Below are 12,984 nucleotides of genomic sequence, written 5' to 3'. Positions count from 1 at the left end.
CCCGCCACCTCGACACCGCCCCCGAAGGAGACACCTCTCGTGATCAGGCTTTCGCACACCCGTCCAGCGATCATCGGCGCGGTGATGGCGTTGGCGCTGGTCGTCCCGGTCCCGGCCGCCGCAGCGTCCGCCGGGGAGCCGTTCGGCCCGTCCGCGCCGGCGAACCCCGCCCTGGCGGCGACCACCGGCGCGACGATGCATGGCGACAGCGCCTCCGCGAAGGCCTTCCCGATGGCCGGGCCGGGCCGCTCGGTGACGACGACGCGGACCGTCCTCGCGGCGGCCTGCGCGGCGATCGTCCACGGCAGCGACGGTTACCCGGTGGCCCTGTGCACCGACGCCATGACCCGCAGGCCCGTGGTCCACCTGCTCGATCCGGCCACCGGCGGATCGTTGGCCAGCCTCCCCGTCGCCCCGGGAAGTCTGCTGGGTGGGGTTTACGCCTACCTGGACGATCGCGACCAGCTCGTCCTGGTCGACGGCGAGCGGAACCTGCTGCGGATCGGCCACGGCCGGGGCTACCTGGGCCGGTGGCGGCTCACGGTGACCGAGCGGACGTCGCTTGTCGCGGTGGTGCCCGCCGACGACGCGGTCACCGCGCTGATGCCCGGCTACGACGGCCGGGTCTGGTTCGCCACCGCCGCCGGCGTCGTGGGCGTCGTCGCCGCTGACGGGACCGCGCGCACCCACCAGCTGCCGGCCGGCGAGCGGGTCGCCAACAGCATCTCCACCGCCCCGGGCGGTCGGACCGCGGTGGTGAGCACCCACGCCCTGTACGTGTTCGACAGCGACGCGGCCGGCGCCCCGCGGGTGCTGTGGCGTGCCGGTTACGACCGGGGCGTGGCCCGCAAGCCCGGTCAGTTGAGCTGGGGCAGCGGCGCCACGCCGGTGTTCTTCGGCCCGGCGACCGGGACGGAGTACGTGGCCATCACCGACAACGCCGACCCGCACATGCGGCTGCGGGTGCTCGCCGCCGCGAACGGCGACCCGGTCTGCTCGACCTCCCTGTTCACCGACCGGACCGGCAGCGGCAGCGAGAACGCGGTGGTCGCCTCCGGTCGCAGTGTGTTCGTGGTGAACACCTACGGCTACGACTATCCGGCGCTGCCGGCCGACGCCGGCCCCAGCGTCCCCGCGGATGCGCCGTTCTCCGGCGGGGTGGCCCGGATCGATGTCGCTGCCGACGGCGGCGGCTGCGAGCCGCGCTGGAGCACCCGGACCCGGTCGGCGGCGTTGCCGCGGCTGTCAATGGCTGACCGCACCATCTACACGGTGGTTCAGGCCGGGCTGCTCAACACCGACGCGGACCCGTTCCACTACGCGACGGTGGATGCGGACTCGGGTTCGGTGACCTCGTCCACGGGGCTGGGCTTCGGGCTGGTGAATCCGTTGCAGATGACCGGCACCGTCACCGCCGGCGGGGTGTTCTACCAGGGCACGCTGACGGGCCTGGTCCGGGTAGCGGCCGCCCGTTGACCCGCCTGAGGTGATCCACATCAGACAGACGTAGGGCCAACCGGTCGGGTTGGCTCTACGCCTGTCGTAGCCGACGTCAGCCGGGCCGGAGGCTCCGGCTGACTGTTCGATCAGACGTAGGTGAAACTGGCGCGGTGGTCGAGCACCGAGGTGACTGTATTGCCGAACGGCTGCATGACCTCGTTGACATCCAGCACACCGGTGGTGTTGCCGCCCGGAAGGTAGCGGTTGGTCCCGAAGCCCCAGGTGGTCTGCCAACGCGACCAGAGGCGGTCGATGTTGGCGTGGTGCAGGAAGAACACCGGGTCGTTGGGGGAGTCCTGCTGGGCCATGTGCCCGCCGATCCAGACATGCACCGAGTTGTGGATGTTGGGGGCGAGGAAACCTTCCATCCGGTTACGCATGCCGCTGCTGGTGCTGGAGCTCCACGGCGAGGCGTCGTAGGTCGAGTAACCCAGGACCTGGTTGACCTGGGTGGAGGTCGGCAGCGTGCCGCCCATCGCCCGCCGCAGCGAGGTCGAGGTGGTGCTGCTGACGTTGATCCGCCAGTTGGTGGCGCCGGCGAACGGGCCGGTGGTGACCGGGCCGTTGCCGTTCTGGCCGTTGCCGCCCATGAAGTCCGAGGTAAACGGCGCGCCGGTGGTGGTCCGGCTCACCGTCCAGTCCCAGTAGGGCAGGTCGACGGCCGGGTTGTGTGCCTTGAGCGCGTTCTCGAACTCGGTGAGGTACTGCCGGTGCCACGGCAGAAATGACGGCGACTGGTGGGCGTAGCGGATTCCGCTGACTGTTGAGAAGTACGTCATGTGGGTGCGGACGAACCAGTCGTAGTTACGTCCGGTCGTCTGCGCCTTGAGCGCCTTTACGGCGGCGACGAAGTTAGCTTTTTCCGTAGTCGTGAGGGCGGCTACGCTTTTTCGGTTACCCATTTCGTGTGCCTTTCGGACGAGATTGCAGGCGGGGGTTGGCGGCGGTCAGCGGCCGTGCTCGTGGTCTTCGCCAGCGAGGGGGGTGAGTTCCTCGTCGCCGAGCACATCGACGGCCTTCTGGGCCAGTTTCTTCAGACCCTGCCTGTTGTCCTTCTCGTCCAGCTGGAATGGCTCGTAGTGGGTGAGCGCGCTGATGACAGCGGTGATCGTGGCGGCGGAGTCCTCGGCCGCGGGCAGCTCAAGCTCCATGACGGCGAGCTTCTTGCCGTTGATCGTCACCTTGTGCTTCTTGTTCGCCTTGTCGTGCGTCCCCTTAATCTTCTTGCCTTTGTAGTCCAGTTCGAAGTCCCGGTCGTCCTTGGCTGTCGGCTTGTCGGAGGCGGCGAGGCCGGGGGCGGCGAGGTTCGCGACGCCGGCCGCGGTGGCCGTCGCCACGGCCGCGGCGGCGCTGTACCGGAGCAAGTCGCGACGATTCATGTCGGGCATGAGTGTCCTTACGTGAGGGGGGCGAGTGAGGGTTGTGAGGGCTCGCCTGGTGAATCTGTCGAGAGCATTCGCCGCACCGGTTTCTCCGGCGCGACCCGTCAACGCGTGCAGAAATTAGCAGCGCGGAATTTAGGCCGGCAACTGGTCGGTTGTCGGTTGAACTCGTCCGTTCGGCCACTGGCCCAGATGGGTGTGGGCGGACCACGAACAGCCGCGGGTCGCTCGCGTGCAGGTCGGCCCAATGATCGGTGACCCGGCCGCCCGCCGGTGGGGTCGGCAAAGACGCCGCCCGTCGCGTATGTGATCTACGGCACATTACGTGATTCGGCCGTCGGATTCGGGCTCCGGGAACGACGTCCACGTCAGACGCGGGGGCTGAGCGTCCCTCCTGGACGTCAGCGCCCGACGCGCCCGGGGCGCCGTGACGGCCGGGGGACAATCGTGGCGTGAGAATCCTGCTGCACTCGTCGAAGGCGATGCGCGCGCCGCGTCCGTCGGCCCGTCCGCTGACCCGGCCGGCCCTGCTCGACCGAGCCGCCGAGCTGATCGGCCACCTGCGCGCGATGTCGACAGCCGACATCGCGTCGGTGATGGGCGTCTCCCAGCCGCTGGCCGAACGCACCCATGACCTGCACCGCCAGTGGCGGCCCGACGGTGGCGGCGCGGCGGTCGACAGCTTCGTCGGCGACATCTACAGCGGGCTCCAAGTCACTGAGCTGTCCGACGCCGACCGGGAGCACGCTGCGGATCGACTACGTATCCTGTCCGGTTTGTACGGCATTCTTCGACCCGACGACGGCATCTGTCCGTACCGCCTGGAGATGGGGTACCGCATCGGGACAGGGAGCCTGTACGACTTCTGGGGTGACAGCATCGTCGGTCAGCTCCCGGCCGATGGGCCCATCGTCGATCTCACCGCCACCGAGTACGGCCAGACCGTCACCCGCTTCGTCAGCCCGTCACGACTCGTCGCGCCCCGGTTCCTCACCGTCAGCCCGCGGACGGGCAAACCGACATTCGTGACCGTCCACGCCAAGATCGCCCGGGGCGCGTTCGCGCGTTGGCTGATCACCTCCCGGGTCGACAGCACCGACGCGATGCACGGCTTCGCCGAGATCGGCTACTCCTTCGACCGGGCGCTCAGCACGCCAGCGGCGCCGGCGTTCGTGTGCCGGGAGTTCGGCGGCAGAGGGCTCAGCGTCCGCCTGAAGCATTAGCGAACCGGCTTCGACGCCGCCGGAACCTCCTTGATCCAGATTCCGCGACGCGCGGACGCAGGCTCGTCCTCCCAGATGTCGGCGCTCAGTTGGTCGGCGGCATAGATCAGCGCGTACCCGGCGCCTGCCCTGGTCGGCGGGAAGCACACCTTGCCGGTGACCCGGCCGCCATCGACAACGTTCCCCTCACCCAGGTCGGACTCCTCCTGCGGGCGCCACTGTGGGACCGCGCCGCTGTCGCCGCCCAGCCACTGGAAGCTCGACGCCTGGGCCCCGCCGGGGCTCTGTAGCCGCCAATCCGCTGGGCTGTACCGGATGTCGTCACCGGTCGCGTTCTGGTAACTGACGGTCGAGCAGACGCTGTCGCGAGCGTCGCGGCGCAGCTGGGTGGCGGTCAAGGTCAGACGATCCATGATCACCTGGCCTTGAACGTCCGCGCAGTAGTCGGTGTCCGGGACCGGCCCCAGGTAGCTCTGGCCGTCGCAGCTAGCCCGGGCCGCCGCGGCGGCCGCAGGGTCCACCTTGCCGTCCCACACGCCGTAGGTCTGCATGATGTGCGCGACACCGAGGTTCAACAGCACGCCGCTCAGCCCGGAGCAGGCGAGCAGCAGCAGGGCCGCCAGCGTGCCACCGGCCACCCAGGGCCAGACCCGGCCGGCGCGCGCCGGCCTGCCCGCCGGCGTCGGATGGTCGGGACCGGGGTGGCCCGTCGGCAGGTCGGCGGGCGGCGGGTCCGTCGAGGCAAGGCGGCCCGGTTCGTCGGCGGCGCCTGATGGCATGTCGGCCCTCCGCAGTCGTATCACCTGAGCGATTTGACGCTAATCGGGCGGGGCGGCGCGTGGGCGTGGAACATCCAGGTTCTGCGTCATCAGGCCGTTCGTTCGGCCGCCCGCAGGCGGGTCGGTGGCCCCGCCCCGGGGGGTGTCCGGGTGGCGTCGGCCCCCGGGCGGGATGACGACTACCCTGGCAGCCGGGGCACGCCCCATGTATCCGTCGCTGCCGAATGGACGTTGCCACCGTGTTCGACACCCTGAGTGACCGACTTTCCGGGATCTTCACCAAGCTTCGCGGCAAGGGCAAGCTCACCGACGCCGACATCGACGCCACCGCGCGGGAGATCCGGTTGGCGTTGCTGGAAGCTGACGTCGCCCTGCCGGTGGTGAAGGGCTTCATCGGTTCGCTGAAGGAGCGGGCCCGGGGCGCTGAGGTGTCGCAGGCGCTCAACCCGGCCCAGCAGGTCATCAAGATCGTGCACGAGGAGCTTGTCAAGATCCTCGGCGGCGAGGCCCGGCGGCTCCAGTTCGCCAAGCAGCCCCCGACGGTGATCATGCTCGCCGGTCTCCAGGGCGCGGGCAAGACGACGCTGGCCGGCAAGCTCGCCCGGCACCTCAAGGCCCACGGCCATCAGCCGTTGCTGGTCGCCTGTGACCTCCAGCGACCCAACGCCGTCAACCAGCTTCAGGTCCTCGGCGAGCGCGCCGGGGTCGAGGTGTACGCGCCCGCCGCCGGCAACGGCGTCGGCGACCCGGTGGAGGTCGCCCGCGGGGCCATCGCCCACGCGGTCCGCGCCGCCCGCGACATCGTCATCGTGGACACCGCCGGCCGGCTCGGCATCGACCTGGAGATGATGGCCCAGGCGGCCGCCATCCGGGACGCGGTGAACCCTGACGAGACCCTGTTCGTGGTCGACGCCATGGTCGGCCAGGACGCTGTCGCCACGGCGGAGGCGTTCCGCGACGGAGTGGGCATCAGCGGCGTCGTGCTGTCCAAGCTCGACGGCGACGCCCGTGGCGGCGCCGCGCTCTCGGTGCGGCACGTCACCGGCCAGCCGATCATGTTCGCCTCCACCGGCGAGAAGCTGGAGGACTTCGACGTCTTCCACCCCGAGCGGATGGCCAGTCGGATCCTGGGCATGGGCGACATGCTCACCCTCATCGAGCAGGCTGAGCAGGCCTTCGACTCCGATCAGAAGGAGAAGATGGCGGCGAAGCTGCTCGGGGGTGAGCAGTTCACCCTGGAGGACTTCCTCGACCAGCTCATCTCCGTGCGCAAGATGGGCCCGATCGCCAACGTCCTCGGCATGCTGCCCGGCATGGGCCAGATGAAGGACCAGCTGGCCGAGTTGGACGACAGCCACTTCGACCGGGTGACCGCGATCATCCGGTCGATGACGCCGACCGAACGCTCCAACCCGAAGATCATCAACGGGTCGCGGCGGGTCCGGATCGCCAATGGCTCCGGCGTCACCGTCATGGACGTCAACCAGCTGCTCAACCGCTTCACCCAGGCGCAGAAGATGATGAAGCAGATGGGCGGCATGATGGGCCTGCCCGGCGGCCGCCGCAAGGCGACCAAGTCGCCCAAGAACAAGCGCAAGGGCAAGGCCGGCAGCCGGCCCCGGGCCGGCGGCGGAATGCCCGGGTTTCCCGGCGCCGGGATGCCGCAGCTGCCGCCGGGCCTGGACCCGAACGCGCTCGGCGGCGCCGAAGGCGGCGGTTTCACCCTGCCGAAGCTCGACTTCGGCAAGCTCGGCAAGGGCGACAAGGACAAGTAGGTGGCCGACGCCGGCGGCGCGACCATGCGCCAGCGGATGCTGGCCGGCCTGCCCTACCTGGCCGACGACCCGGAGCTGGTCGAGGCCACCCTGCGCGCCGCCGACCTCGCCGACGCGTACAACGGCGTCGGCGCCCGCGATCCGCTCCAACGGCGTCAGCTGCTGACGCGTCTGCTCGGGGCGGTCGGCGACGGAACGGTGATCAGGCCGCCGTTACGGCTCGACTACGGGACCCAGCTCGCGTTAGGGGCCCGCTGTTTCGTCAACTTCGGTCTGGTCGCCCTGGACTGCGCCCCGATCACCATCGGCGACGACGTCCAGATCGGACCGAACGTCCAGTTGCTCACCGCCGAGCACCCGGTGGCGCCGGCCGCGCGCCGGGACCGCTGGGAGTCGGCGCGGCCGATCACCATCGGCGACAACGTCTGGCTGGGCGCCGGTGTGATCGTTCTGGCCGGGGTGAGCATCGGCCGGGACACTGTCGTCGGCGCCGGCGCCGTGGTGACCCGGGACCTGCCGGATTCGGTGGTGGCCGTCGGCAACCCGGCGCGGGTGATCCGCCGGGCGGACGAGCCCGGCCCGCACGACCCCGTTGCGGCCGGACCGCTTCAGTAGAAAGGCGACTGTCAGATGACGCTGCACGTACGCGGAGTGGTGCTGCCCGACGACGAGGTCCGGGATCTGTGGCTGACCGAGGACACCGTCAGCTTCGCGCCGCTGCCCGGCGCCCGCACCCTGTCCACCGAGGGGTTCATCCTCCCCGGCCTGGTCGACGCGCACTGCCACATCGGGATCGCCTACGGCGCCCGCCCGGTCGCCTCGGTCGACGAGGCCCGCCAGCTCGCCACGATCGACCGCGACGCCGGGGTGCTGGCGATCCGCGACGCCGGCTCGCCGCTGCCCTACCCGGAGCTGGACGACGAGCCCGGCATGCCCCGGCTGGCCCGCGCCGGCCGGCACGTCGCCCCGCCCCGGCGTTACCTGCGGGACATCGGCGTCGAGGTGGTCGCCGAGGACGTCGCCGACGAGGTGGTCAACCAGGCCCGCGCCGGCAACGGCTGGGTCAAGCTCGTCGGCGACTGGATCGACCGCGGGGTGGGAGACCTCGCGCCGGCGTGGGAGGCGGACACGCTGCGCGCCGCGGTCGCCGCCGCCCACGCGGTGGGGGCGCGGATCACGGCGCACACCTTCTCCGAGGAGGCCGTGGAGATTCTGGTCCGGGGCCGGATCGACTCCATCGAGCACGGGACCGGCCTGTCATTGGACCTGATCGACACGATGGCCCGCAACGGAACCGCGCTCGTCCCAACGATGATCAATATCGCGACCTTCGACGAGATCGCCGACCATGCCGCCCCGAAGTTCCCGGGCTACGCGGCGCACATGCGTGCCCTGAAGGCGCGGTTCCCGCAGGTCGTCGGGGCGGCGCACGAAGCCGGCGTCCCCGTGTTCGTCGGCACTGACGCTGGCGGCGGCATCCGGCACGGGCTGGCCGCCGAGGAGATGCTGCTGCTGCACGAGCAGGCGGGGATGCCCGTCGAGGCGGTGCTGCGGGCGGCCTCGTGGGGCGCGCGTGAGTGGCTGGGCTTCCCTGGGCTCGTCCACGGTGGTTGGCCCGACCTGGTCGTCTACGATGCCGACCCGCGCGTGGACCTGCGCGTCGTCCGCGCCCCGCGACACATCGTCCTCCGCGGCCGCGTCATCGACCCGGCCCGCCCATAGGGCCTACCAACGTCGTAGTGGTGGTCGCGCCGACGTCGACCACCACTAGGATGCGGCGCATGGCTCGTGTGCTCACTCCCCGCGCGGAGGACTTCCCCCGTTGGTACCAGGACGTCATCGCGAAGGCCCAGCTGGCCGACAACGGCCCGGTGCGCGGCACCATGGTTATCCGACCGACCGGGTACGCCCTGTGGGAGCGGATGCAGGCTGAGCTGGATGCCCGGATCAAGGACGCGGGCGCGCAGAACGCGTATTTCCCGCTGTTCATCCCCGAGAGCTACCTCAGACGTGAGGCCGAGCACGTCGAGGGCTTCTCGCCCGAGCTGGCGGTGGTCACCCATGGCGGCGGCAAGCAGCTCGCGGAGCCGGTCGTGGTCCGGCCGACGTCCGAGACGGTCATCGGCGAGTTCATGGCCAAATGGGTTGACTCCTACCGGGACCTCCCGCTCCTGCTCAACCAGTGGGCCAATGTGGTCCGCTGGGAGCTGCGCCCGCGGGTGTTCCTGCGCACCAGCGAGTTCCTGTGGCAGGAGGGGCACACCGCCCACGCCGACTTCGCCGACGCGCAGGCGTACGCCCGCCGCATCCTGCACGAGGTCTACCAGGATTTCATGGTCAACGTGCTGGCCATTCCGGTCGTCGTCGGCCGTAAGACCGCCCGGGAACGCTTCGCCGGCGCCACCAGCACCTACACCCTCGAAGGCATGATGGGCGACGGAAAGGCGCTGCAACTGGGCACCAGCCATGAGCTGGGTCAGAACTTCGCCAAAGCGTTCGACATCACCTACTCGGACGCCGAGCGCGGCGTCCGGCACGCCTGGACGACCTCGTGGGGAGTGTCTACCCGGATGGTCGGCGGCCTGATCATGGCCCACGGCGACGACTCCGGCCTCCGGGTTCCGCCGCGGCTGGCCCCCATCCAGGCGTACGTCATGGTCGTCAAGGACGGGGAGGGTGTCGGCGACGCAGCGGCGAAGCTCGTCGCCGAGCTGCGCGCCGCGGGCGTCCGCGCCGCGCTCGACGACCGGGTCGACACGGCCTTCGGCCGTCGCGCGGTCGACGCCGAGCTCAAGGGCTACCCGATCCGGGTCGAGGTCGGACCGCGTGACCTGGCCGCCGGCAACGCAGTCGTGGTGCGTCGGGTCGACGGCTCGAAGACTCCGACCGCCGTCGCCGAGGTGGCCGCCGCGGTGCTCGCCGCCCTGGACGCCGACCAGCGGAGCCTGCACGACGAGGCGCTGGCCTTCCGCGAAAAGCACACCTTCGAGGTCGGCACGCTGGGCGAGGCGTTGGAGGCAGCCGCGACCGGCTGGGCGCGCGTTCCGTGGTCGGCCGTCGGCGTGGTCGGCGAGGCGGAGGCCAACAAGCAGGGCGTCACCGTGCGATGCCTGGTCCGGCCAGATGGCGGAGTGCCCGACAGCGACGACGAGGACGGGCTGGTCGCGATCCTGGCCCGGGCTTACTGACGATGCGGTTCGCTCCGGGGCGGCTGATCGTGCACCGCAACGTGCGGCACGGTCAGATCGGCTGGGTGCGGCCGGCCCGGGTCGTCTCCGACGACGAGCGGGGTCTGCTGGTGTGGCTCGCTCCCGGCTCCGCCGTCGGCGGCTCGGTGGCCGCCGACGGCCGAGGGATCCGGGCGATGCCGTTCGCCGAGTGGGTGACCCTCGAACACCGGGTCAGGGTAGGCGCCTGGCAGGGCCACGGCCTGCTCAAACTCGTCCGGCCCGGCGCCGCCCACTCGGTGTGGTGGTTCCGTGGGGCCGACGGATCGCACAAGGCCTGGTACGTCAACCTGGAGGCGCCCGCCGTCCGCTGGGACGACGGCCACCTAGCCGGCGTCGACATCACCGACCAGGACCTCGACATCTGGGTCGAGCCGGACCGGACCTGGCGGTGGAAGGACGAGGACGAGTTCGCCGAACGGCTGGCGCTCGCCGATCACTACTGGGTGCCCGAGCCGGACCAGGTCTGGGCCGAGGGCCGCCGGGTGGTGGCGGTGATCGAGGCGGGCGCGTTCCCGTTCGACGGGAGCTGGTGTGACTTCGTCCCGGACCCGTCCTGGCCGACTCCGACGGTCCTGCCCGACGGCTGGGACCGCCCAGCCGTCCGGTGAGGCATTGCCGGCGCCCCCGCCTGACACGGCGTGACCGGTCTGGCAGAATGACGCGTTGGCATCCGACGCGCGTTCGAGCCCTCTAACCCGGGCGCATGTCAGTCCCAGAGCTTTCGGCCGACGTCAACCCCACGACGGCGGTCCGGGCTCGGTTTCCACATCATCTCAGGAGCGAGCACACGTGGCCGTCAAGATCCGGCTTACGCGGATGGGCAAGATCCGCAACCCGCAGTACCGCATCGTCATCGCCGACTCGCGCACCAAGCGCGACGGCCGTGCGATCGAGTACGTCGGCATTTACCAGCCCAAGCACGACCCGTCGCTGATCGAGGTCAACTCGGAGCGGGTGCAGCACTGGCTGTCGGTCGGCGCGCAGCCGTCGCAGGCTGTCCAGCGCATCCTGGAGAAGACCGGCGACTGGCAGATGTTCAAGGGCCTGCCGGCGCCGCCCCCGCTGTTGGTGGCCGAGCCCAAGGCCGACCGCAAGGCCACCTACGAGGCCGAGGCCAGGGCCGCCGCCGGGCTGGCCGAGGCCGCCCCGAAGGCCGAGCCGAAGGCGAAGAAGGCCGCCAAGAAGACCGAGCCTAAGGCTGACGCTAAGTCCGAGGCCAAGGCTGACGCTAAGACTGAGCCCAAGACCGAGCCCAAGACCGAGCCCAAGACCGAGCCCAAGGCTGAGGCCAAGGCTGACGAGGCCGCGGCCAAGCCGGAGGCCACCGAGGCCGTGGCTGCCGACACCCCGGCCGCTGAGTCGGCCGAGGCGAGCGGCGAGCAGGCCTGACATGGCGCTGCGGCCCGCGTTGGAGCACCTGGTCAAGGGCATCGTCGAGAACCCTGATGATGTCCGCGTCCGGCTGGTCGACTCCCGCCGGGGCAAGCGCCTGGAGGTTCGCGTCCACCCCGAGGATCTGGGCACGGTGATCGGTCGTGGCGGCCGCACCGCCAAGGCCCTGCGCCAGGTGGTGGGCTCGATCGGCGGGCGCGGCGTACGCGTCGACATTGTCGACGCGTACTGACGCGTATGCATCTGGTCGTTGGGCGGATCATCCGTCCGCACGGAATCCGCGGTGAGGTCATCGTGGATGTGCGGACGGATGATCCGCGCGACCGGTTCCAGCCCGGTGTCCGGCTTCTCGCGGGCACCGCACGGGGTCCAGGTTTCGCTCCGGTCGACGGCGCGTCGGACGGCAGGTGGGTCGTCCCGGACGAGTTGGAGATCGAGTCTCTGCGTGAGCACCAGGGCCGGCTCATCGTCGTGTTCGCGGGCGTCATCGACCGCAACCAGGCCGATGATCTGCGAGGCGTCCTGCTCTGGTTCGACGCTACCGGTGTGCCCGCCCCGGCGGACCCGGACGAGTTCCACGACCACCAGCTCATCGGCCTGCGTGCGGTGACACCCTCCGGTGACGAGTTGGGCACGGTCACCCGGATCGAACACGCTCCCGCCTCGGACCTGCTGGTGCTGCGTCGCTCCGACGGCCAACAGGCGTTGGTCCCGTTCGTCAAGGCGATCGTGCCCGAGGTCGATGTCCCCGGCGGCCGGGTTCTGGTGACCCCGCCGGACGGTCTGTTCGACCTGTGACCGCGGAAGCGGTTCCCAACCACGGCCGGTGACGTCGTGAAGCGGTAAGGCGTGAAATGAAGATCGATATCGTCAGCATCTTCCCGGACTACTTCGCTCCGTTGGAGCTGTCTCTCATCGGACGATCCCACGCCGCCGGCCTGATCGACGTCCGGTTGCATGACCTGCGGGACTGGACGCACGACCTCCACCGGACCGTCGACGACACCCCGTACGGCGGTGGGCCCGGCATGGTCATGCGACCCGAGCCGTGGGGCGAGGCGCTGGATCATCTTCTTGCCGGCATGGACGATTCCACCGTGCCGGGGGCACCGGCGTCACCCCGGCTCATCGTGCCGTCTCCGGCGGGTGTGCCGTTCTCGCAGTCGCTGGCGGCCGAGCTGGCCGCCGAGTCGCGGCTGCTGTTCGCCTGCGGCCGGTACGAAGGCATCGACCAGCGGGTTCTTGAGCACTACGCGGCCCGGACCCGGGTCACCGAGGTCTCGCTCGGCGACTACGTGCTCTTCGGCGGCGAGGTCGCCGTCCTGGTCATGCTTGAGGCGGTCATCCGACTCGTGCCGGGAGTCCTCGGTAACGCCGACTCGCTGGCGGAGGAGTCGCACGCCGACGGGCTGCTCGAGGCCCCGATGTATACCAAGCCGGCCCGGTGGCGGGAGCTGGCGACGCCCGATGTCCTACGCTCGGGGGATCACGGTAGGATCGCGCAGTGGCGCCGGGAACAGTCGCTGCTGCGTACCGCGCAGCGTCGACCGGATCTCCTCGCTCGCCAGGGCCCGTCCACGCTGACCAAGCAGGACATCGCCTTCCTGGCTGAGGCCGGATTTCAGGTACCGGCCCCCGATGTGGCAGAGTAGGGGGGTTGCCGAAAGGTGATGAACCCCAACAACGTTTACGCACGCCGGAGT

13 protein-coding genes and 1 pseudogene are annotated in these 12,984 nt (G+C 70.3%); 11 read left to right on the top strand and 3 right to left on the bottom strand.

Annotated features, from left to right (window positions below; genetic code table 11):
• The first annotated feature begins 39 nt into the window (after positions 1 to 39).
• A complete protein-coding gene (locus ABD287_RS03705; RefSeq protein WP_344168200.1) occupies positions 40 to 1,476 on the top strand; it encodes a hypothetical protein in 1,437 nt (478 codons plus the stop codon).
• A gap of 110 nt (positions 1,477 to 1,586) precedes the next feature.
• Here the strand turns inward: ABD287_RS03705 and ABD287_RS03700 are convergent, their stop codons facing one another.
• Together ABD287_RS03700 and ABD287_RS03695 are read right to left on the bottom strand one after the other, a co-directional pair.
• Positions 1,587 to 2,402 (bottom strand): tyrosinase family protein, encoded by an 816-nt coding sequence (locus tag ABD287_RS03700; RefSeq protein WP_344168197.1) that lies wholly within the window; start codon positions 2,400 to 2,402, stop codon positions 1,587 to 1,589.
• Positions 2,403 to 2,447: 45 nt separating this feature from the next.
• Positions 2,448 to 2,879: a tyrosinase family oxidase copper chaperone gene (locus ABD287_RS03695; protein ID WP_344168194.1), complete on the bottom strand. Its 432-nt coding sequence runs from the start codon at positions 2,877 to 2,879 to the stop codon at positions 2,448 to 2,450.
• Between the two features lie 455 nt (positions 2,880 to 3,334).
• On the opposite strand from ABD287_RS03695, the gene ABD287_RS03690 reads away from it, so the two are divergent.
• The gene (locus tag ABD287_RS03690) at positions 3,335 to 4,105 is read left to right on the top strand and encodes a YaaA family protein (RefSeq protein WP_344168191.1); all 771 of its coding nucleotides are present in this window, start codon (positions 3,335 to 3,337) and stop codon (positions 4,103 to 4,105) included.
• Here ABD287_RS03690 and ABD287_RS03685 read toward each other — a convergent pair.
• Positions 4,102 to 4,884 (bottom strand): hypothetical protein, encoded by a 783-nt coding sequence (locus tag ABD287_RS03685; RefSeq protein WP_344168188.1) that lies wholly within the window; start codon positions 4,882 to 4,884, stop codon positions 4,102 to 4,104. The genes ABD287_RS03690 and ABD287_RS03685 overlap by 4 nt on opposite strands.
• A gap of 239 nt (positions 4,885 to 5,123) precedes the next feature.
• Here ABD287_RS03685 and ffh point away from each other — a divergent pair, with 239 nt between their 5' ends.
• From ffh to trmD, 9 genes and pseudogenes are all read left to right on the top strand, one after another.
• The gene (ffh, locus tag ABD287_RS03680) at positions 5,124 to 6,659 is read left to right on the top strand and encodes a signal recognition particle protein (protein WP_344168185.1); all 1,536 of its coding nucleotides are present in this window, start codon (positions 5,124 to 5,126) and stop codon (positions 6,657 to 6,659) included.
• Positions 6,660 to 7,274, top strand: coding sequence for a sugar O-acetyltransferase (locus ABD287_RS03675; RefSeq protein ID WP_344168182.1), 615 nt, complete (start codon positions 6,660 to 6,662; stop codon positions 7,272 to 7,274). It abuts the gene before it with no gap.
• Between the two features lie 15 nt (positions 7,275 to 7,289).
• Positions 7,290 to 8,381, top strand: coding sequence for an amidohydrolase family protein (locus ABD287_RS03670; protein ID WP_344168179.1), 1,092 nt, complete (start codon positions 7,290 to 7,292; stop codon positions 8,379 to 8,381).
• A 59-nt stretch (positions 8,382 to 8,440) separates the two neighbouring features.
• Entirely contained in the window at positions 8,441 to 9,847 is a 1,407-nt protein-coding gene (proS, locus tag ABD287_RS03665) for a proline--tRNA ligase (RefSeq protein WP_344168176.1), read from the top strand.
• 2 nt (positions 9,848 to 9,849) lie between these two features.
• Entirely contained in the window at positions 9,850 to 10,497 is a 648-nt protein-coding gene (locus ABD287_RS03660) for a ribonuclease FAU-1 family protein (RefSeq protein ID WP_344168174.1), read from the top strand.
• A gap of 181 nt (positions 10,498 to 10,678) precedes the next feature.
• Positions 10,679 to 11,119 (top strand): annotated as a pseudogene (gene rpsP, locus ABD287_RS03655) (30S ribosomal protein S16); the annotation flags it as partial.
• 160 nt (positions 11,120 to 11,279) lie between these two features.
• Complete coding sequence (locus ABD287_RS03650; RefSeq protein ID WP_344168168.1) at positions 11,280 to 11,513, top strand: RNA-binding protein; 234 nt, start codon at positions 11,280 to 11,282, stop codon at positions 11,511 to 11,513.
• A 5-nt stretch (positions 11,514 to 11,518) separates the two neighbouring features.
• Positions 11,519 to 12,079 (top strand): ribosome maturation factor RimM, encoded by a 561-nt coding sequence (rimM, locus tag ABD287_RS03645; RefSeq protein ID WP_344168165.1) that lies wholly within the window; start codon positions 11,519 to 11,521, stop codon positions 12,077 to 12,079.
• 56 nt (positions 12,080 to 12,135) lie between these two features.
• Positions 12,136 to 12,933 carry a tRNA (guanosine(37)-N1)-methyltransferase TrmD gene (trmD, locus tag ABD287_RS03640; protein WP_344168162.1) on the top strand — a complete coding sequence of 266 codons (798 nt, stop codon included), beginning with the start codon at positions 12,136 to 12,138 and terminating at the stop codon, positions 12,931 to 12,933.
• Positions 12,934 to 12,984 lie beyond the last annotated feature (51 nt).

This window comes from Pilimelia columellifera subsp. columellifera, from assembly GCF_039532605.1.
In the GTDB taxonomy this organism is placed as follows: Bacteria; Actinomycetota; Actinomycetes; order Mycobacteriales; family Micromonosporaceae; genus Pilimelia; species Pilimelia columellifera.
This window is presented reverse-complemented; position numbering and strand designations above follow the sequence as displayed.

Bases quoted from the DNA above. Each gene is read 5' to 3' on its own strand.
- ABD287_RS03700 (WP_344168197.1), bottom strand. From the start codon at position 2,402: ATGGGTAACCGAAAAAGCGTAGCCGCCCTCACGACTACGGAAAAAGCT.
- ABD287_RS03695 (WP_344168194.1), bottom strand. From the start codon at position 2,879: ATGAATCGTCGCGACTTGCTCCGGTACAGCGCCGCCGCGGCCGTGGCG.
- ABD287_RS03685 (WP_344168188.1), bottom strand. From the start codon at position 4,884: ATGCCATCAGGCGCCGCCGACGAACCGGGCCGCCTTGCCTCGACGGAC.
- ABD287_RS03670 (WP_344168179.1), top strand. From the start codon at position 7,290: ATGACGCTGCACGTACGCGGAGTGGTGCTGCCCGACGACGAGGTCCGG.
- proS (WP_344168176.1), top strand. From the start codon at position 8,441: ATGGCTCGTGTGCTCACTCCCCGCGCGGAGGACTTCCCCCGTTGGTAC.
- ABD287_RS03660 (WP_344168174.1), top strand. From the start codon at position 9,850: ATGCGGTTCGCTCCGGGGCGGCTGATCGTGCACCGCAACGTGCGGCAC.
- ABD287_RS03650 (WP_344168168.1), top strand. From the start codon at position 11,280: ATGGCGCTGCGGCCCGCGTTGGAGCACCTGGTCAAGGGCATCGTCGAG.
- rimM (WP_344168165.1), top strand. From the start codon at position 11,519: ATGCATCTGGTCGTTGGGCGGATCATCCGTCCGCACGGAATCCGCGGT.
- trmD (WP_344168162.1), top strand. From the start codon at position 12,136: ATGAAGATCGATATCGTCAGCATCTTCCCGGACTACTTCGCTCCGTTG.